Annotated in this window: 14 protein-coding genes and 1 pseudogene; 7 read left to right on the top strand and 8 right to left on the bottom strand. The window is 68.8% G+C overall.

The features are described 5' to 3' along the window. Positions 1 to 98: 98 nt before the first annotated feature. Together QMO14_RS18225 and QMO14_RS18220 are read right to left on the bottom strand one after the other, a co-directional pair. On the bottom strand, positions 99 to 1,487 hold the full coding sequence (locus QMO14_RS18225; RefSeq protein ID WP_301508829.1) for a 3-deoxy-D-manno-octulosonic acid transferase: 1,389 nt from the start codon (positions 1,485 to 1,487) through the stop codon (positions 99 to 101). A gap of 19 nt (positions 1,488 to 1,506) precedes the next feature. Then, the gene (locus QMO14_RS18220; RefSeq protein WP_301508828.1) at positions 1,507 to 2,889 is read right to left on the bottom strand and encodes a phosphomannomutase/phosphoglucomutase; all 1,383 of its coding nucleotides are present in this window, start codon (positions 2,887 to 2,889) and stop codon (positions 1,507 to 1,509) included. A gap of 112 nt (positions 2,890 to 3,001) precedes the next feature. Here QMO14_RS18220 and QMO14_RS18215 point away from each other — a divergent pair, with 112 nt between their 5' ends. Genes QMO14_RS18215 through QMO14_RS18205 form a run of 3 tightly spaced genes read left to right on the top strand, consistent with a single transcriptional unit; the run spans position 3,002 to position 6,137 of the window. Beyond that, positions 3,002 to 4,624: a DNA-3-methyladenine glycosylase 2 family protein gene (locus QMO14_RS18215; RefSeq protein WP_301508827.1), complete on the top strand. Its 1,623-nt coding sequence runs from the start codon at positions 3,002 to 3,004 to the stop codon at positions 4,622 to 4,624. A gap of 6 nt (positions 4,625 to 4,630) precedes the next feature. Further along, positions 4,631 to 5,128, top strand: a complete 498-nt coding sequence (locus QMO14_RS18210) for a methylated-DNA--[protein]-cysteine S-methyltransferase (RefSeq protein WP_301508826.1) — start codon at positions 4,631 to 4,633, stop codon at positions 5,126 to 5,128. 40 nt (positions 5,129 to 5,168) lie between these two features. Beyond that, a complete protein-coding gene (locus QMO14_RS18205) occupies positions 5,169 to 6,137 on the top strand; it encodes a DMT family transporter (protein WP_301508825.1) in 969 nt (322 codons plus the stop codon). 18 nt (positions 6,138 to 6,155) lie between these two features. On the opposite strand, the gene QMO14_RS18200 is transcribed toward QMO14_RS18205, so the two are convergent. Continuing rightward, the gene (locus QMO14_RS18200) at positions 6,156 to 6,827 is read right to left on the bottom strand and encodes a DUF1345 domain-containing protein (protein WP_301508824.1); all 672 of its coding nucleotides are present in this window, start codon (positions 6,825 to 6,827) and stop codon (positions 6,156 to 6,158) included. A 224-nt stretch (positions 6,828 to 7,051) separates the two neighbouring features. Between QMO14_RS18200 and QMO14_RS18195 the strand changes: the two genes are divergently transcribed. Both QMO14_RS18195 and QMO14_RS18190 read left to right on the top strand, forming a co-directional pair. Beyond that, a complete protein-coding gene (locus tag QMO14_RS18195; protein ID WP_301508823.1) occupies positions 7,052 to 7,897 on the top strand; it encodes a hypothetical protein in 846 nt (281 codons plus the stop codon). A 113-nt stretch (positions 7,898 to 8,010) separates the two neighbouring features. Further along, a complete protein-coding gene (locus QMO14_RS18190) occupies positions 8,011 to 9,624 on the top strand; it encodes a class I adenylate-forming enzyme family protein (protein ID WP_301508822.1) in 1,614 nt (537 codons plus the stop codon). A 4-nt stretch (positions 9,625 to 9,628) separates the two neighbouring features. Here the strand turns inward: QMO14_RS18190 and QMO14_RS18185 are convergent, their stop codons facing one another. Genes QMO14_RS18185 through QMO14_RS18175 form a run of 3 tightly spaced genes read right to left on the bottom strand, consistent with a single transcriptional unit; the run spans position 9,629 to position 13,160 of the window. Then, entirely contained in the window at positions 9,629 to 11,176 is a 1,548-nt protein-coding gene (locus QMO14_RS18185) for a long-chain fatty acid--CoA ligase (RefSeq protein WP_301508821.1), read from the bottom strand. A 5-nt stretch (positions 11,177 to 11,181) separates the two neighbouring features. Then, complete coding sequence (locus tag QMO14_RS18180; RefSeq protein ID WP_301508820.1) at positions 11,182 to 12,321, bottom strand: DUF5938 domain-containing protein; 1,140 nt, start codon at positions 12,319 to 12,321, stop codon at positions 11,182 to 11,184. 35 nt (positions 12,322 to 12,356) lie between these two features. Continuing rightward, complete coding sequence (locus QMO14_RS18175; protein ID WP_301508819.1) at positions 12,357 to 13,160, bottom strand: SDR family NAD(P)-dependent oxidoreductase; 804 nt, start codon at positions 13,158 to 13,160, stop codon at positions 12,357 to 12,359. 201 nt (positions 13,161 to 13,361) lie between these two features. On the opposite strand from QMO14_RS18175, the gene QMO14_RS18170 reads away from it, so the two are divergent. Together QMO14_RS18170 and QMO14_RS18165 are read left to right on the top strand one after the other, a co-directional pair. Further along, on the top strand, positions 13,362 to 14,039 hold the full coding sequence (locus tag QMO14_RS18170) for a TetR/AcrR family transcriptional regulator (RefSeq protein WP_301508818.1): 678 nt from the start codon (positions 13,362 to 13,364) through the stop codon (positions 14,037 to 14,039). A 350-nt stretch (positions 14,040 to 14,389) separates the two neighbouring features. Beyond that, positions 14,390 to 16,033 carry an alpha-amylase family glycosyl hydrolase gene (locus QMO14_RS18165; RefSeq protein ID WP_301508817.1) on the top strand — a complete coding sequence of 548 codons (1,644 nt, stop codon included), beginning with the start codon at positions 14,390 to 14,392 and terminating at the stop codon, positions 16,031 to 16,033. On the opposite strand, the gene QMO14_RS18160 is transcribed toward QMO14_RS18165, so the two are convergent. Next, positions 16,015 to 17,652, bottom strand: coding sequence for a CocE/NonD family hydrolase (locus QMO14_RS18160; protein WP_301508816.1), 1,638 nt, complete (start codon positions 17,650 to 17,652; stop codon positions 16,015 to 16,017). The genes QMO14_RS18165 and QMO14_RS18160 overlap by 19 nt on opposite strands. Positions 17,653 to 17,713: 61 nt before the next feature. Then, positions 17,714 to 17,821 (bottom strand): annotated as a pseudogene (locus QMO14_RS18155) (short-chain dehydrogenase); the annotation flags it as partial. Between the last annotated feature and the right edge of the window lie 123 nt (positions 17,822 to 17,944).

The following is a 17,944-nucleotide window of genomic DNA, read 5'->3' as shown; positions in this document are numbered from 1 at the left end:
TGGGGGCACGGCGGATTTCCCCCCTTCACAGGGCTCGTTGGGCGCGAGCCCCCATCCCAGCCTTCCCCCAGAGGGGGAAGGAGCAATTCAAGACAGGCTCAGTCGAGCGTGGGTTCCGCGCGCGGCGGGTCTTCACCCTCGTCAACGGGCTCGCCTTTCGCCGTCACCGGCTCCGCAGCCTGCGCGATGGCGAGCACCGCGGCGGCCGTGCGCTCGGCCGCTCCGCGGTTCGACGACGAGAACGCCAGCGCGGCCTGCGCCATGGTGGCGCGGCGCTCGGGGTTCTCGACCAGCTTCAATGCAGCCGTCACCCCCTGCTCCATGCCTTCGACGCGCAGCGAAGCGCCGGCAGCCAGCGAGAGCTGCGCCGCCTCGGCGAAGTTGAAGGTCGATGGGCCCATGACCACCGGGCAGCCGCAGGCCGCCGGCTCGATCAGGTTCTGCCCGCCCAGCGGCTCGAAGCTGCCGCCGAGCAGCGCCACGTCGGCCAGGCCGTAGTACAGCGCCATCTCGCCCAGCGAGTCGCCGAGCCAGATTTCAGCCTCGGCCGGCTGGCCCGCCGCGCTGCGGCGCGCCACGGCGAAGCCCTCGGCCTCGATCAGCGCCGCCACTTCGTCGAAGCGCTGCGGATGGCGCGGCACGATCATCCATTGCACGTCGTGCACGCGCTTGGAAATCGAGCGGATCGCGCCCTGCTCCGGTGGCACCGGCGAAGTCGCGCCGAAGCGCTTGAGCACTTCGAGCAGCATGCGTTCCTCTCCGTCGCGCGAGCTGGCGAGCACCACCATCGGCTTGGGCAGGCGCTCGCGCAGCGAAGCGGCCGTGGCGAGCTGGCGCGTGTCGGGCGTGGCGTCGAACTTGAGGTTGCCGTAGATGCCCGCCACCTTGGCGCCGAGCGACACCAGCCGATGCGCATCGGCCTCGGTCTGCGCCCAAACGGCCGTGAGGGACGAGTACGCGGGCCGCGCCAGCCATGCGAGCCGTTCGGCCGCGGCCAGCGATTTCTCGTTGAGGCGTGCATTGGCCAGCACCAGCGGAATGCGGCGCTCGGCGCAGGCGGCCGTCATCTCCGGCCAGACCTCGGTTTCCATCAGCACGCCGATGCGCGGCTGGAAGCGGTCCAGGAAGCGCCCGACCGCGCCCGGCGTGTCCCAGGGCTGCCAGACCTGCGTGTCGCCCGGCTCGAGCAGCTTGGCGCCCTCCTCGCGGCCGGTGGCGGTGCCGTGCGTGAGCAGGATCGGCACGCCCGGATACTGGCGGCGCAGCTCGGCGATCAGGATGGCGGCCGCGCGCGTCTCGCCGAGCGAGACCGCGTGCACCCAGCACTGGGCCTGGCCGGTGGTGACTTCATCGTAGTAGCCGAAGCGCTCCTCCACGGCCACGCCATAGCCCGGCTCGACCTGCGCGCGGCGCCGCAGCTTGCGGCGCACGAGCGGTTGCACGACGGTGGTGAAGACGCCGTAGAGGCGCAGCAGCAGGGAACGCACGGGCTCGGCAGTCAGCAGTTCAATGGGCGGCTTCTGCCAGCCTGGCGTCGGGCTTGGCGGTTTTCAGGAGGGCCAGCATCTCGGCTTCGATGCGCTTGAGCGCGGTATCGGTCTGGCCTTCGAAGCGCAGCACCAGCACGGGCGTGGTGTTCGATGCGCGGATCAGTCCGAAGCCATCGGGCCAGTCGACGCGCAGGCCGTCGATGGTCGAAACCTGGGCGGGGGCGGCAAAGGCAGCGCTCTTCACCAGCTTGTCGACCACCGCGTGCGGCTCGCCCTCGGCGCAGGCCACGTTCAGCTCAGGCGTCGAGAAGCTCGTGGGCAGCGCGTTGAGCACGGCGTTCGCGTCCGGGCTCTTGCTCAGGATCTCCAGCAGGCGGCAGCCCGCGTAGGTGCCGTCGTCGAAGCCGAACCAGCGCTCCTTGAAGAAGATGTGGCCGCTCATCTCGCCGCCCAGCGGCGAATCGATTTCCTTCATCTTCGCCTTGATGAGCGAGTGGCCGGTCTTGAAGATCATCGGCTTGCCGCCCGCGGCCTCGATGGCCGGCGCCAGGCGCTGCGAGCACTTCACGTCGTAGACGATGGTGCCGCCGGGCACGCGCGAGAGCACGTCCTGTGCGAACAGTTGCATCTGGCGGTCGGGAAAGATGTTCTGGCCGTCCTTGGTGACGATGCCCAGGCGGTCGCCGTCTCCGTCGAAGGCCAGGCCCAGTTCGGCGTCGCCGGTGGCCAGCGCCGCGATCAGGTCCTTCAGGTTCTCGGGCTTGCTCGGATCGGGATGGTGGTTGGGGAAGTTGCCGTCGACCTCGCTGTAGAGCTCGGTCACCTCGCAACCCAGTGCGCGGAAGATGGCCGGGGCCGAAGCGCCGGCGATGCCGTTGCCCGAATCGACCACGATCTTCATCGGGCGCGCCAGCTTGATGTCGCCCGCAATGCGCTTGATGTATGCATCGGTCACGTCGACCTTGCGCACGCTGCCGCCCTCGGCGAGTTGGGCGGTGCCGGCTTCCATGGTCCTGCGCAGGGCCTGGATCTCGTCACCGTAGATCGCGCGGCCGGCCAGCACCATCTTGAAGCCGTTGTAGTCCTTGGGGTTGTGGCTGCCGGTGACCTGGATGCCGCTCCTGCACAACGTGTGGGCCGCGAAGTACAGCATCGGCGTCGTGACCGCGCCCACGTCGATGACTTCGATGCCGGTGGCCACCAGGCCCTTGATCAGCGCCTCGGCCAGCGCCGGGCCCGACAGGCGGCCGTCGCGCCCCACGGCCACCGACTTCTCGCCCGCTGCACGGGCTGCGCTGCCGAAGGCCCTGCCGAGCGCTTCCGCCACCTCCGCATCGAGAGTGACCGGCACGACGCCGCGGATGTCATAGGCCTTGAAGATCGACGCGCTGAGCTGCATGGAGAGGCGTTTCCCTGATGGATTTGTAAACCGGCCATTGTAGGCAAGCCTCTGGAGGCCCACATGTCCGGAAACGGCCAGTTGAAACGAGTCGAAACCGTATCATTTCTCCATGCCTGCCAACCACCACTCCACCGAAGCGCTCGAGAGCGACGCCTGCTACCTGGCGATGAAGACGCATGACGCGCGCTTCGACGGGTCGTTCTTCACCGCGGTGACATCCACCGGCATCTATTGCCGCCCGGTCTGCCGCGTGAAGCTGCCGCGGCGCGAGAACTGCCGGTTCTTCCGCCATGCGGCACAGGCCGAGGCCGCGGGCTTCCGCCCCTGCCTGCGCTGCCGGCCCGAACTGGCGCCGCGTTCGGCCAGCTGGTCGACCGAGGACGCGTCGCGCATCCTCGCGCTGCAGGCGGCCCGGCTGATCGACGAGCCCGATGCATGGTCGGAAGACGGCCCCGGCGCCGCGCAGATCGCGGCGCGCCTGGGCGTGAGCGATCGCCACCTTCGGCGCATCTTCGAGTCCCAGTTCGGCGTCTCGCCCCTTCAATACCTGCAGACGCGCCGCCTGCTGGCCGCCAAGCAGCTCATCGCCGACACCCGCCTGCCGATGACGCAGGTCGCGCTGGCCAGCGGCTTCGCCAGCGTGCGGCGCTTCAACGCGGCCTTCCTCGAGCACTACGGCCTGAATCCGAGCGCACTGCGACGCGCCGGTGGTGCCACCGGCGACAACGGTGGCGGCCAGGGCAAGGCCATCGAGGTGCGGCTGGGCTTCCGCCCGCCCTATGACGCCAACGCCATGCTGGGCTTCTTCGCGCGGCGCGCGCTGCGCGGCGTGGAGGTCGTCTCCACGGCCGACGGCAAGGAGCCCGCCAAGGGCAGCACGCCCGAATACCTGAAGCTGACCCGCACCCTGCGCATCCAGCAGGGCGGGCAGTCCCATGCCGGGTGGCTGCAGCTGCGCTTCGACCTGGAACGCGAGCAGATGCTGCTGTCGGTCAGCGATTCGCTGGCAGCGGTGCTGCCCATCGTCATCAGCCGCGCCCGTGCCCTGTTCGACCTCGACGCCGAGCCGATGGCGATCAACGCGGCGCTGCATGCAGCCTTCCCGCACGGCGACGGACTGCGCGTGCCCGGCGCGGTCGACGGCTTCGAGCTCGCGGTGCGCGCGGTGCTGGGCCAGCAGATCACGGTGGCCGCGGCGCGCACGCTGGGCTCGCGGCTGGTCGAGGCCTTCGGCGAAACGCTGGCCACGCCCGTCGAGGGGCTGAACCGGCTCTTTCCCACCCCGGCCGCCATCGCTGCCGCCAGCGGCGACGAGCTAGGCCGGCTCGGCATCGTGCGGCAGCGGCAGACGGCACTGCACGCCATCGCCCGCGAAGTGGCGTCCGGCAAGCTGGCGCTGCACGCAGGAGCCGACGTGCCATCCACCATCGCCGCGCTGCAGGAACTGCCCGGCATCGGCGCCTGGACAGCGCAGTACATCGCGATGCGAGCGCTGCGCTGGCCCGACGCCTTTCCGGCCGGCGACGTCGCGCTGCAGAAGGCGCTGGGCGTGACCACGGCGCGCGCGGCCAGCGAGGCCTCGCAGGCGTGGCGGCCGTGGCGCAGCTACGCGGTGCTGCGGGCCTGGCACGCGCCCTCCCCGGCCTCGCCCCCTGTCGCGGATACCGCCGGCACCGCCGAGCAGGCGGACACCGCATCTCCCCTCGTCAACACGGCAGGCATCACCGCCTGAAATGTCATGAAGTTCAAGAGCAAAGCCATCTACACCTCGCACATCGACACGCCGCTGGGCGGCATCACCATGGCGGCCACCGACAAGGGCCTGGCCGGCGTCTGGTTCGACCAGCAGCGCCACTGGCCCGACACCAGCGGCTGGGTCACCAAGGAAGACCACCCCGCGCTGGTCGAGGCGGCCGTGCAGCTGCGCGACTACTTCGCAGGCAAGCGCGACAGCTTCGACATGAAGCTCGACCTCTCGCACGGCACCGCCTTCCAGCAGAGCGTGTGGCAGCAGCTGCTGGCCATTCCGGCCGGCGCAACCACGAGCTACGGCGCGCTGAGCGCCAACGTGGGCAACCCGGCCGCGGTGCGCGCGGTGGGCGCGGCCGTGGGGCGCAACCCGATCAGCGTGATCGTGCCCTGCCACCGCGTGCTCGGCGCGGACGGCTCGCTGACCGGTTACGCTGGCGGGCTCGAACGCAAGACGGCATTGCTGCAGCTCGAGAAGGCCATCTGAGCGAACACAAACGCACAGAAGAAAGAACGACCGAGGACGCATGACCACAACGAAGAACAACATCGCCGCCGCCACTCCCGCCACTCCCGCTACTCCCGCCAAGCCCCTCGCCCCCACCGCCTGGCTCATCGACCTGGTGCTGCTGGGCGCGCTGTGGGGCGCCTCCTTTCTCTTCATGCGCATCGGCGCCGCCGAGTTCGGCGCGCTGCCGACGGCCGCGGTGCGGGTGGCGATCGCCGCGCTGTTCCTGCTGCCCATCGCACTGCTGCGCGGACAAGGGCCGTCGCTGGCCAAGCACTGGAAGGCCAGCATGCTGGTAGGCGTCTTCAACTCGGGCATGCCGTTCGCGCTCTTCTGCTTCGCGCTGCTGACCATCAACACCGGCCTCGCCGCCGTGCTCAACGCCACCACGCCGATGTTCGGCGCGCTCGTGGCCTGGGCCTGGTTTCGCGAGCGTCCGGCGAACTGGCGCCTGGTCGGGCTGGCGATCGGCTTCGCGGGCGTGGCGATGCTCGCCAGCCGAAACGCCGGCCTGCATTCCGGCGCCAGCGGCAATGCCGCGCTCTTCGCGGTGCTGGCCTGCCTGGGCGCGTGCCTTTGCTACGGCATCTCGGCCAGCGCCACGCGGGCCTGGCTGGGCGGCGTGCCCGCGCTGACCACGGCCACCGGCAGCCAGATCGGCGCCACCGCATTCCTCGCCCTGCCCGCCATCTGGCTCTGGCCCGCGCAGATGCCCAGCCTGCGCGCATGGCTCGCGCTGCTGGCGCTGGGCATCGCCTGTACCGGTGTGGCCTACATCCTGTTCTTCCGCCTGATCGAGCGCGCCGGCCCGGCCCGTGCGCTGACGGTGACCTTCCTGGTGCCGGTGTTCGCGCTGTTCTACGGCGCGGTGTTCCTGGGCGAAAGCATCACGCAATGGATGCTGAGCTGCGCGGTGGTGATCGTCTGCGGCGTGGCGCTGTCGACGGGCATCGTCAAGCCGGGCTGGCCGCGCAAGGCCGCAGCCTGAACAGGCATCGCGAGGCGCCTACACGGCGCCCGCGACAACATTCACCGAAAGCGCCAGCACCAGCATGTTGAAGGCGAAGGCCAGCATGCTGTGCAGCAGCGTGATGCGCCGCATCTCCTTGGAAGTCGCCTGCACGTCGGACACCTGCGAGGTCATGCCGATCACGTAGGAGTAGTAGAGAAAGTCGAAGTAGTCGGGTGCGTCGGGCGCATCGCCCTTGCCCGGAAAGTCGAGGCCGCCGTCGAGCGTGCCGCCGCGCTGGTCGATGTAGTAGCGGTGCGCGTAGTGGAAGGCGTAGATCGTGTGCATCGTCAGCCACGAACCGGCCAGCGCCACCAGGCCCAGCACGATGTGCGCCGCGCGCATCCAGCCGCTCAGGTCCTTCACCTGCTGCAGCAGCATGGCGATGGCCACCACGCTCATCGCGACGACCACCAGCATCGACACCAGGATGACCACGTTGGGCTGGTCCAGCGACTGCGCCCGCTCACGGGTGTGCTTCGCATCGAAGGTGCAGGCCAGCCACCACGCGAGCAGCTGGTGCACCCCCACGCCCGCGCACCACCCGACCAGCCCGCGCGCCATGCCGCTCATGGGTACGGGCAGMAGCGCGATGGCGACGGCGCAGCCCGTGACGGCGCCGTAGAGAAGACGTTGGGGACCGGTGGTGGTGGAGAAGTGTCGACGCATGACGGCACTTTAGCGCCCGCCAAGGCGCGCGACGGCCGTCGCGGCGTAGAGAAATTCCTACAGCCACTGCGGCATTCCGCGCATCCACGGGGCGTGCGCACGCTACTAACGTCATGGCTGTTGTTCAAGGGAGCCCCGCCCGGAGTGTGTCTGCGCCACGTCACGACAGCGCGCCCGCGGCATCTGTTCAATTCCGGCCCTCCGGACCATCAAGGATTCGCTTCATGCCGCTGCTTCGCCGCACCCGTTTCCGCGACCGCTTCGTTCCCCGCCTGCTCGGCCAGCCCGCGCTGCTGGGCACCGGCCTGCTGCTGGCCGCCGCGCCGGCCTTCGCCGATCCCTCGCCCGCGCTCGACCGCTTCAGCCTCTCGGTCGGCGGCTTCAATGCCGATCCGAAGATCAACGCCTCCTTCGGCACGGCCTATGGCGCGCTGCAGACGGGCGACATCAAGCCGGGCCGCGTCACCATGCCGCGCATCTCGGCGGACGTGCTGCTCGGCGACAGCCAGGGCATCTCCTTCGACTACTACCGGTACAAGCGCGACTACTCGGGCGGCGTCGCGAACACCACCTCGCTGGGCCCCTTCGGCACGCTCAACACCTTCGGCAACGCCAACCTGAGCACCAAGCTCGACTTCGCCAAGCTCTCCTACAAGTGGTGGATCGGCTCGGGCAACACCGTGCTGGGCCTCGGCGCCGGCGCTGCCTACTACCGCGCGACGCTAGGCGCCACCGCGCTGGCATCGGTGAACGGGCAGATCGGCACGCTGAGCCAAAGCACCAGCGACAACGCCGTGGCGCCGCTGCTGGAGATCGGCGTGCGCCACGCCATCACGCCCGACCTGCGGCTCTTTGCCGACGCCTCCGGCGTGTGGAAGAGCAGCGGACGCTTCCACGGCAACATCTACAACGCCTCGGCCGGCGTGGAGTGGTTCCCGGTGAAGAACATCGGCGTGGTGCTGGCCTACGGCGTGACGAACATCGACCTGACGCGCGAGAACGACTTCGCCGATTCGCGCCTGAAGGTCCGGCTGCAGGGGCCTTCGGCCTTCCTCAAGGCGCGCTTCTAGCCGCGTTCCGAGGCGACGCGCAGCAGTAGCCAGTCTTCGCAAGACGCGGCGCGGGATGCGGCCTTAGGCTGCGCGCATTCCCGACGCATCACCGAAGAACGGAGACGAAGAGCATGCCCGCAGCCGCCCCCGGCCCTGTGCCGTCGCAGTTCCATTCACGCATCTCGCGCATCGCGCTGGGCGACGTGATCCATCGCAGCGCACGCCGCTTCGGCACGCGCACCGCGCTCATCGAGGGCGAGCACCGCATCACCTACGGCGAACTCGACGCCGCTTCGAACCGCTTCGCGCACCACCTGCTGGGACTGGGCCTCGCGGGCGGCGACCGCGTGGGCATGCTGTGCAACAACTCGATCCAGATGGTGGTCGCCATGCTGGGCATCCAGAAGGCGGGCCTCGTGTGGGTGCCGGTCAACACCGCGCTGGCGGTGGATGCCATCGGCTACATCCTCGGCCATGCCGACGTGCGCCACATGGTGATCGACACCGCGCTGCACGCCAAGCCCGATCTGCGCGAACTGCTGGAAGCGAAAGGCGTGGCGCCCATCCTCTGCGTGCTCGACGGCGACACGCCGCCTGCCGGCGTGCGCACGGTGCCGCAGGCGATCGCGCAGGGCCCGGTAACGCTGCCCGAGGTGCCCATCGACAGCACGCAGCTCGCGCTCATCATGTACACCAGCGGCACCACCGGCCGGCAGAAGGGCGTGATGCATTCGCACGCCTCTGTGCATTCGGTGCTGCTGAGCAACATGGTCGAATGGGGCAGCAGCCCCGAGCGCGCCGACGTGTGGAGCAGCGTGCTGCCGCTTTTCCATTGCGGGCAGCACACGGTGCTGATGTCGGCGCTGGCGGTGGGCGGCTCGATCGTCGTGCTGCGCGGCTTCGACCCCGGCGCGGTGCTCGCGGCCATCGAGCGGCACCGCATCACGGTGATGGTCGGCCTGCCGATGATGTACGGCGCGCTGCTCGCGCACCCGCAGCGTGCCGCGCGGGACATTTCGAGCCTGCGGCTTTGCGTGTACGCGATGGCGCCGATGTCGCGCACGCTGCTGCTGCGCCTGCTCGACGAGTTCTGCCCCGACTTCGCACTCGTCTCGGGCCAGACCGAGATGTATCCCGGCGCCACCATCTTCGAGGCGAACGAGCAGCGCAGGCGCTTCGGCTCCTACTGGGGGGTGGGCACGCTGGTGAACGAAGTCGCGGTGATGGGCGACGATGGCGGGCTGCTGGGCCCCGAGCAGGTCGGCGAGATCGTCTTTCGCGGCCCCAACGTGATGCTCGGCTACTACAACGACCCCGAGGCCACGGCCAACGCGCAGCGCTTCGGCTGGCACCACTCGGGCGACCTGGGCAAGCTCGACGCCGACGGGCAGCTGATCTTTCTCGACCGGCTGAAGGACATGGTCAAGTCGGGCGGCGAGAACGTGCCCTCGATCAAGGTCGAGGAGGTGCTGCTGCGGCACCCCGCCGTGCTCAACGCCGCGGTGGTGGGCCTGCCGCACGAGCGCTGGGGCGAGGCGATCACCGCATTCGTCACGCGCAGGCCCGATGCACCCGCGGACTTCGACGAGAACGTGCTCACCGCGCACTGCAAGGAGCACCTGGGCGGCTTCGAAGTGCCGAAGAAGATCATCTTCCTGCCGGCGCTGCCGATGACATCGACTGGCAAGATCCAGAAGTTCGAGCTGCGCCGGGCGCACCACGACCACTACGAGCGCGGCGGCTGACCAGTCAGCCCGGATGATCGGCACGCTGCAGCAGCGTCGTGCGCACTTCCTTCTTCAGCACCTTGCCCACCCTGGAGCGCGGCAGGTCGAGCCACACCTCGATCTGCTTGGGCGCCTTCACGCTGCCGATGCGCGCCTTGACGAAGGCCTTGATGTCCTCGACATCCACCTGCCTGCCATCGTGCAGCTGCAGCACGGCCACCACGCGCTCGCCCCACTTCTCGTCGGGCAAGCCGACGACGGCGCTGTCCTGCACGTCGGGATGCTGCAGCAGCACCTGTTCGACCTCGGCCGAATAGACGTTGAAGCCGCCGGAGATGATCATGTCCTTGGCGCGGTCGACGATATAGAGGAAGCCGTCGGCGTCGAGGTAGCCGATGTCGCCCGTGTGATGCCAGCCGTGGCGCGAAGCTTCTTCGGTCGCGCCCGGGTTCCTGTAGTAGCCGAGCATCACCAGCGAGCCGCGCACCACGATCTCGCCGCTCTCGCCCGTGGGCAGCAGCTTGCCCTCGCTGTTCATCACGCCGACCTGCACCAGCGGCCCCGGGCGGCCCGCCGACGCGAGGCGGTGGCGCGCAACGGTGCCGTCGGCGTTGAAGTGCTCGCGCGGCGACATCATCGAGATCATCATCGGCGCCTCGGTCTGGCCGAAGAGCTGGGCCATGACGGGGCCGATCTTCTGCAGCGCCTCTTCGAGCCGCGCGGACGACATCGGCGCCGCGCCGTACCAGAAGCACTGCAGCGAATCGAGCTTCGTCTGCGCGATCTGCGGATGCTGCAGCAGCATGTAGATCAGCGTGGGCGGCAGGAAGGTGTGGGTGACGCCGTGCGCCTCGATGAGGCCGAGGAACTCGCCGATGTCGGGCCTGGGCATGATCACGATGCGCCCGCCCAGCGCCATGACCGGCAGGCACAGCACGCCGGCCGCATGCGTGAGCGGCGCGAGCGCGAGGTAGACGGGCCGGCCCTCGAAGGGATAGCCCATCAGCGTCAGCGCGGACATCGCCTCCAGGTTGCGCCCCGAAAGCATCACTCCCTTGGGCTGGCCGGTGGTGCCGCCGGTGCCGGCGATCATCGCAACGTCGTCGGGTGCGGCGATGTCGAGCGGCGAATCGTCCAGGCCTTCGAGCCAGTCGTCCATGGATGGCGCGAAAGGCTGCCGCTGGTCGAGGCAAACGAGCGCGCGCAGCTTGGGCAGCTGCGCGCGCATCTGCTCGACCATGGGCGCGTAGTTGCCGTGGAAAATCAGGCAGGCGCAGTCGAAGACGTCGAGCACGAAGGCGTTCTCGCCGGCCTCGTTGCGAGGGTTGATCGGGCACCACACGCAACCGGCGCGCGAGATGCCGAACACGGTGGCGAAGGCGGTGGCGTCGTTGCTCGAGAGCACGGCCACCTTGTCTCCAGGCTCGATGCCGGCGCGCTGCAGGCCGCGCGCCACGCGCCAGCTGATGCGCTGCACCTCGCCGTAACTGAGATCCGTGCCGGCCATGGTGAGGCACGGCACGTGGGCGCCCAGCTGGGCGCCCTTGTCGAGATAGTCGACGAGGCGCATGGCAGTCAGCCCATCCGCGTGAGCACGGGCTCCTGCACCAGTCCGAAACCGCGCAGCGCGCCCAGCAACTCGCGGTGCCCGAAGGCCTGGCAGCCCGAGGCGAAGCCGGCGCGCCGCGGCGGCTGCTGCAGCAGCGAGGCCGCCGCATAGGCCTGCAGCAGGCCGGTCTGCTTGTAGTTGCAGTTGCCGAAGATCACACAGTGCACGCGGCCCAGCGGCCCGGAGGCATGCACCGAGTCGACGGACTTGTTGATGCGCGGGTTCTCGCGCGGGGGCATGGTGTTCATCACGCCCGATGCGGTCTGGGCCAGCGCGGCATAGCGGTCGTCGTCGTTCATGCCCTCGGTGGCCTTGAGCGCGGCGGCGACGATCTGCGGCACGCCCTGCATCAGCGCCTTGTTGAAGACACCGCCGAGCACCTTCACGTTGGCCACGCGCGGATCGCGCTTGAACCACACCGGATGCGAGGTGCCGCCCCAGGGCAGCGCCAGCGCCGCCTCGTGCTGGCCGGGGATGGACAGGTGGTAGAGGCCCGCGTCAGGCTGCCACTCGACGTACTCGTTCTGCTCCAGGTAGAAGGCCTTGGAGGTGGCGGCGTTCACCAGAATGGTCTGGGTGGACGCGATGGTCGGGCTGCCGCCCCAGAACACGGCGATGTCGAGCGTGTCGAGGCCGGGCGTCTCCAGGCACAGCTGCGCCGCGATCTCGCCGGTCGTGTACATGTGCGCGAGGCCGGGCGAGAGCAGCAGGCCGGCCGCGGCGAAGCGGGCGCCGTATTTCTGGTCGAGCGTGATGAGCCAGTCCTGCTCGCCGGTGGTGTCGGTGTAGTGGCAGCCGGCGGCCAGGCAGGCGTCGACCACCTCAGGCCCGAAACGGGCGAAGGGGCCGACCGTGTTGAGCACGACCGAGGCCCCGGTGAAGAGCTCCGTGAGCGCAGCCACCGAATGCGCCACTTCCACCACCTCGTAGTTCGCGGTCTCGATGCCGGGCACGTTGGACTTCATCGCCGCTTCCACCTTCTGCGCGCTGCGGCCCGCGGCGACGAAGGGGATGTTGTACTCGCGCAGGTATTCGCACACCAGCCGGCCCGTGTAGCCGGAGGCGCCGTAGACGACGACGGGTTTCTTCTTGCTGTTGTTGCTCATGCTGTGTCTCCTTGCTGACTGATTGCCCGTGCGACCTACATGCCCATGCCGCCGTCCACCGCGATGCCGGCGCCGGTGATGAACCGGGCCGCATCGGAGCAGAGGAAGACCACCACGTCGGCCATGTCGCCGACTTCGCCGAGGCGGCCCAGCGGCGTCTGGCCGACCACGTCGCCCACGGCGGCCTCCACGCTCGGCGCGAGGCCCGCGGCGACGATGTCGTGCGCGAGCTTCATGCCCATGTCGGTGGGCACGAGGCCCGGGTAGATGCAGTTGACACGAACGCCGTAGCCCAGCTTGCCGGACTCCATCGCCGCGACGCGGGTCGCCCGGTCGACGGCGGACTTGGTGGCGGAATAGCCGGCGATGGCGGGGAACGCAATGGTCGCGGCAACCGAGGCGATGTTGACCACCGCCCCGCCCTCGCCCGCGCTTGCGCCGGGGCGCATCGCGCGGAACGCGTGCTTCATGCCGAGCAGGGTGCCGGCCACGTTCACGTCGAGCATGCGGCGCAGGTCGTCGCCATCGACGTCGATCACCAGCGAGGTGATCTCGATGCCGGCGTTGTTGACGAGGATGTCGAAGCCGCCGAGTTCCTTCACCGTGGCTTCGGTGGCCGAGGCCCAGTCGCTGTCCTTCGTGACGTCCAGAGGAACGAAGCCCACCCTGGCCCCGGAGGAGGAAAGCCTGGCGGCGGTTTCGCGCCCCAGGTCGGCGAGCACGTCGCCGATCATCACTGAAGCGCCAGCGGCAGCCAGCGTCTCGGCAATGCTCGCGCCAATGCCGCGCGCACCGCCCGTCACGAGCGCACGGCGCCCTTTCAAGTCGAACTTGCCCATCGCTTGTCTCCTGTGGATGTGTTGTGAGATGGAGCGGCCATCCTAGAAATCGACTTTACAACTGTCAAGATTTTTCTTGTCACTCGTCAAGTTTTTCTAGAATGCATCCGTGGCGCGCTGGATGCGGGTTCTCCCGCTTGCGTGCTATGGTCTGAAATCACGAAGAACACAGGGCTTGGCGTTCATGCCGCCCGGCTTTCAATGACGACACATCAACGGGTCAAGAAACACGCTGAACGGGTGCCCAAGGCGCGGGTCGACAAATTCTCCGAGCGCCGCGCCGAACTGGGCGAAGCCGCGCTGACCACGCTGGCCGCGCTGGGCTACGCGCGCACCAGCCTGCGCGAGATCGCCCAGAACTCCGAGTTCTCGCACGGCGTGCTGCACTACTACTTCAGCGACAAGGTCGACCTCATCATCTGCAGCGTGAAGCAGTACAAGGCGCGATGCGTCACGCGCTACGACCACGCGGTGGAAAGCGCCACCACCTACGACGAGCTGATGGAGGGCTTCCTCAAGAGCCTCGGCGACACGCTGTGCGACGAAGGCCACGTGCACCGCCTCTGGTACGACCTGCGCTCGCAGGCTCTGTTCGAAGAAGCCTTCCGCGCCGACGTCTTGCAGATCGACAGGAGCCTGGAAGAAATGATCTGGCGCATCATGAGCCGCTTCGCCGAACTCTCGGGCGAGCAGCCCGGCATGTCGCCGTCGGCCACCTATGCGCTGTTCGACGGGCTCTTCCAGCAGGCGCTGCTGAAGCACATGTCGGGCGACACGAAGGCCGTGGAGAAGATGCATGCCGATGTGCGCGAAGCCATCATGCGTCTGTTCACGCCGCCGGCAAAGACCGCGCCTGGCACCCGCAAGCGCCGCGCCTGAAGAAGGCACCTGGCGCAAGCAGGTGCATGCCACGAAGCCGGTGCGCGCCGCGCCCCTCGGCTCCGCATCAGGCTCGAGTTTCGGCGCCAGACCGGTGTTGCGCAGAAAGTTGTTCCCCGAGTCTGTGGAAATCTTTGTGGATAACGCAGGGACAACATCGGCGTTGCCAGCAATCACGCGGGCCGTCGCCAGACTGCCTGTATTCGAGGCAACCGCCTCTTGACTTTTTTGCGGCGGCAGGCTGGCTAAACGCGCGGCGATTGAATATCCGGAACCGCCGGCACCTCGAAACGGCCGGAGCGCTTTCTGGAGACAATGACCCCGCTCAATGCCAAGCCAAGGGAATCGCGATGTCAGCTGACGACTGGTGGAAATTCGGAATCGTCTATCAGGTCTACCCGCGTTCGTTCCAGGACAGCAACGGCGACGGCATCGGAGACCTCGACGGCATTCGCGCGCGGCTGGATCATCTGGTCTCGCTCGGAGTCGACGCCGTGTGGGTCTCACCAATCTATCCCTCGCCGATGGCCGACTTCGGCTACGACATCTCCGACTTCTGCGGCATCGATCCGCGCTTCGGCACGCTGGACGGCTTCGACGCGCTGGTGCGGGAGGCTCACGCGAAGGGACTCAGGCTCATCCTGGACTTCGTGCCCAACCACACCTCGGACCGTCATCCGTGGTTCCTGCAGAGCCGCAGCGCGCGCACCGATGCGCGGCGCGACTGGTACATCTGGCGCGACCCCGCGCCCGACGGCGGGCCGCCCAACAACTGGCTGGGCAACTTCGGCGGTCCGGCCTGGAGCTTCGATGAATCCACCAATCAGTACTACGCCCATTCCTTCCTGAAGGAGCAGCCAGACCTGAACTGGCGCAACCCCGAGGTGCGCGCCGCGATGTACGAGGTGCTGCGCTTCTGGCTGCGGCGCGGCGTGGACGGATTCCGCGTCGACGTGCTCTCGCAGATCGTGAAGGACGAGCAGTTCCGCGACAACCCGCCCAATCCGGATTTCGTCGAGGGGCAGGATCCGTTCCTGCGCCTGACGATGCTCTACAACACCGACCTGCCGGAGGTGCAGCCCATCGTGGCCGAGATGCGCCGCGTGGTCGACGAATTCAGCGACGCACGCTCGTCGCGCGTGCTGATCGGCGAGCTCTATCTGCCGCTGCCGCGCCTGGTCGCCTACTACGGCCTCACCGCCCGGGGCACGCTCGAAGGCGTGCATCTGCCCTTCAACTTCCAGCTGATCGCGACCGAATGGCAGGCGGCGCTCATCGACCGCCTGGTGCGCGACTACGAAGCCGCCCTGCCCCCAGGCGCCGCGCCGAACTGGGTGCTGGGCAACCACGACAGGGCCCGCATCGCGAGCCGCGCCGGGCCCCGGATGGCACGGCTCGCTGCCATGCTCCTGCTCACGCTGCGCGGCACACCGACGCTCTACTACGGCGACGAGATCGGCATGACGGACGTCCCCATTCCCGCCGGCGAAGTCCAGGACCCCTTCGAGAAGAACAAGCCCGGCATGGGCCTGGGCCGCGACCCGCAGAGAACGCCCATGCAGTGGAGCACCGCCGCAAACGCCGGCTTCACGACCGCAAGCCCCTGGTTGCGCCTGGCAGCCGACTGGCGCACGTGCAACGTCGAGGCACAGTCGCAAGACCCCGGCTCCATGCTCACGCTCTACAGGCGCCTCATCGCGCTGCGCCGCGCGCGGCCCGCGCTGCACAGAGGCGGCTATGAGGCACTGGAAGCCGGGAGCGAACTGCTCGCCTATGCGCGCGAAAGCGAGGGAGAACGGCTGGTGGTGATATTGAACTTCGGCGCCGACCCGGCCTCCGTGCCGCCGGCATTGATGCCGCATCGGCCATTCGTGCTGGCATCGACCGATCCGGCGCGCGCCGGATCGGTCGAAGGCCCCTTGATGCTGGCGCCCTGCGAGGGCGTCGTGATCGGCGCCGGAGACGCCACGGGGAATCAGGCCTCGCCAGTCTGAATCTCGACGTAGCTGCGCGCATGCCAGCGCACGCGCAAAGGCCACTTCGCGTCGGCAACGGTTTCCGAATTCACGTCCTTGCCGCTGCCGTAGTCGATCTGCCGGTCGGGGCGCCGGTTGATGCCGACCACCAGCACGAGGCGGCTGCCCGCCGCCAGCCTGCAGGCGGTGACGCGTTCAACGGTGAAGGGGAGCAACTGGCGCTCTCCAGCCCGCAGCAGCCGGCGGCGCACGCGATGGCCGGCATAGCTCGCGCGGAAATCGTAGGGGTCGAACAGCAGCTGGCACTCGCCGCTTTCCGTCTGCTCGTAGAGCGAGACGCTGAAGTCCACGTCCTGCCGCGAGGGTGTGATGTCGAACACGCCGCGCAGGCTGCCGGCGATCTCGCTGCCTTCGGGCAGCGGGTCGCTCACGAAGCTGATGCTGTTGCGCGCCGGCACCTGCTTCATGCGCAACGCGTCCGGCCAGGGGATGCCCACGTCGCGCCTGTCGGCCAGATCGACCGACAACCGCGCGCTGCCGCTGCCCGCGGCCGGCGCGGGCAGCAGACGATGCGATTCGCCGCGCCCGCTGGTATCGAGGTAGAGGCGCAGCCGGGTTCGCTGCGGCGAGTCCAGCGCCGGGACATGGCGCCATCGGTCCGCCCCCATCACCTGGTAATTGACGCGATCCAGCAGCAGGGAGGGCTTGCTCGCGCCCTTCAGGATGTGATCGATCCACCGGTAGCGCAACTCGGGCAGGTCGACGCGCGCAACCGGGTCCGGCGCGTAGCCCCGCAGCGTGCCCACCGTGCCGCGCCGGATCGAATCAGCGTCGTAGGGACCGAGCAGCAGTGTGGTGTCGGCCTGCGGCCGGTTGCGCAGATGCTCGCGGTGGAAATAGAGCGCACCGGCATCGGCACCGTAGTAGCCGGCGAAGCTGAGCACCGGGATGTCGATGCGAGCGAACTGCTGCGCCGATGGCAGGAACTTCTGCCAGTAGCGGTCGTGGCTCGGGTGCGTCAGCCAGGTCCGGATCAGCCTGCTGCGCTTGCCCAGCAGGACGCGGTCGATGTCCCAGTAGGGGCGATTGCCGCGATACCAGCGCGCGTCGAGTGCCTGCCAGACCGCATCCGGGTTCGCATCTGCAGCGCTGCCTGCAGCCAGGGGCTCGGCCAGCGCGTGCTCCTGCGCCCAGCGGACCATTGCGTTGCGGAAGATCTGCCCGGCCATCGGGAAGTCGATACCCGGCGCCATCGGCGCGATGGTGGCGATGGCCTTGAGCGCCGGCGGCCTTCTCTGAGCGGCGGCCCAGGCAGCGTAGCCGGAGTAGCCTTCCCCGAGCATGACGACGCGCCTGTCGCTCCATGCCTGCCGCGCAATCCAGTCGATGACGGCAGCAGCATCCTCGCCGTCGCGAACGAAGGGCCAGACGGCACCCTTGCCGTCGGGCGTGCGCCCGCGCACGTACGCGGTGACGCCGACGTAGCCCCTGGCGGCGCTGCGCCGGGCATCGTCCTCGGCGGGGTCGAGCGTGAAGCGCAGCAGCGTCGGCAGGGCCGCGGTCGCGCGGCCAGGCCGGACCATGCTGGCATGGACGACACCGCCACGCACGGGAATCCGGATGTCGGTCTCCGCCACGTAGCGGATGCGGTTCTCCGCGGCGAACAGTTCGGGCAGCAGCGCGCTGAAGCTGCGGCGCGACTAGGATGTCGATGGGGCCCACTTCGGTCTCGGCGCGCGCCACGGCCGCCTTGATGCTGCCGATGTCGGTCACGTCGAGCTCGACCACATGGGCATCGCCGCCCTCCTCGCCACGGCCTGCGGCGGCGTGCGCAAGGCCACGGTGCCGATGGCGACCTCGCTCGAAAAGAGCAGTTGCGCGCGCGGCAATGTCGACACGCTGCTGGTCATGCTGCCGGGCGCCTATTCG

Source organism: Variovorax sp. CAN15 (assembly GCF_030462475.1).
Taxonomy (GTDB): Bacteria; Pseudomonadota; Gammaproteobacteria; order Burkholderiales; family Burkholderiaceae_C; genus Variovorax.
This window is presented reverse-complemented; position numbering and strand designations above follow the sequence as displayed.

Bases quoted from the DNA above. Each gene is read 5' to 3' on its own strand.
- QMO14_RS18170 (WP_301508818.1), top strand. From the start codon at position 13,362: ATGACGACACATCAACGGGTCAAGAAACACGCTGAACGGGTGCCCAAG.
- QMO14_RS18220 (WP_301508828.1), bottom strand. From the start codon at position 2,889: ATGCAGCTCAGCGCGTCGATCTTCAAGGCCTATGACATCCGCGGCGTC.
- QMO14_RS18195 (WP_301508823.1), top strand. From the start codon at position 7,052: ATGCCGCTGCTTCGCCGCACCCGTTTCCGCGACCGCTTCGTTCCCCGC.
- QMO14_RS18205 (WP_301508825.1), top strand. From the start codon at position 5,169: ATGACCACAACGAAGAACAACATCGCCGCCGCCACTCCCGCCACTCCC.
- QMO14_RS18165 (WP_301508817.1), top strand. From the start codon at position 14,390: ATGTCAGCTGACGACTGGTGGAAATTCGGAATCGTCTATCAGGTCTAC.
- QMO14_RS18215 (WP_301508827.1), top strand. From the start codon at position 3,002: ATGCCTGCCAACCACCACTCCACCGAAGCGCTCGAGAGCGACGCCTGC.
- QMO14_RS18175 (WP_301508819.1), bottom strand. From the start codon at position 13,160: ATGGGCAAGTTCGACTTGAAAGGGCGCCGTGCGCTCGTGACGGGCGGT.
- QMO14_RS18190 (WP_301508822.1), top strand. From the start codon at position 8,011: ATGCCCGCAGCCGCCCCCGGCCCTGTGCCGTCGCAGTTCCATTCACGC.
- QMO14_RS18185 (WP_301508821.1), bottom strand. From the start codon at position 11,176: ATGCGCCTCGTCGACTATCTCGACAAGGGCGCCCAGCTGGGCGCCCAC.
- QMO14_RS18210 (WP_301508826.1), top strand. From the start codon at position 4,631: ATGAAGTTCAAGAGCAAAGCCATCTACACCTCGCACATCGACACGCCG.
- QMO14_RS18180 (WP_301508820.1), bottom strand. From the start codon at position 12,321: ATGAGCAACAACAGCAAGAAGAAACCCGTCGTCGTCTACGGCGCCTCC.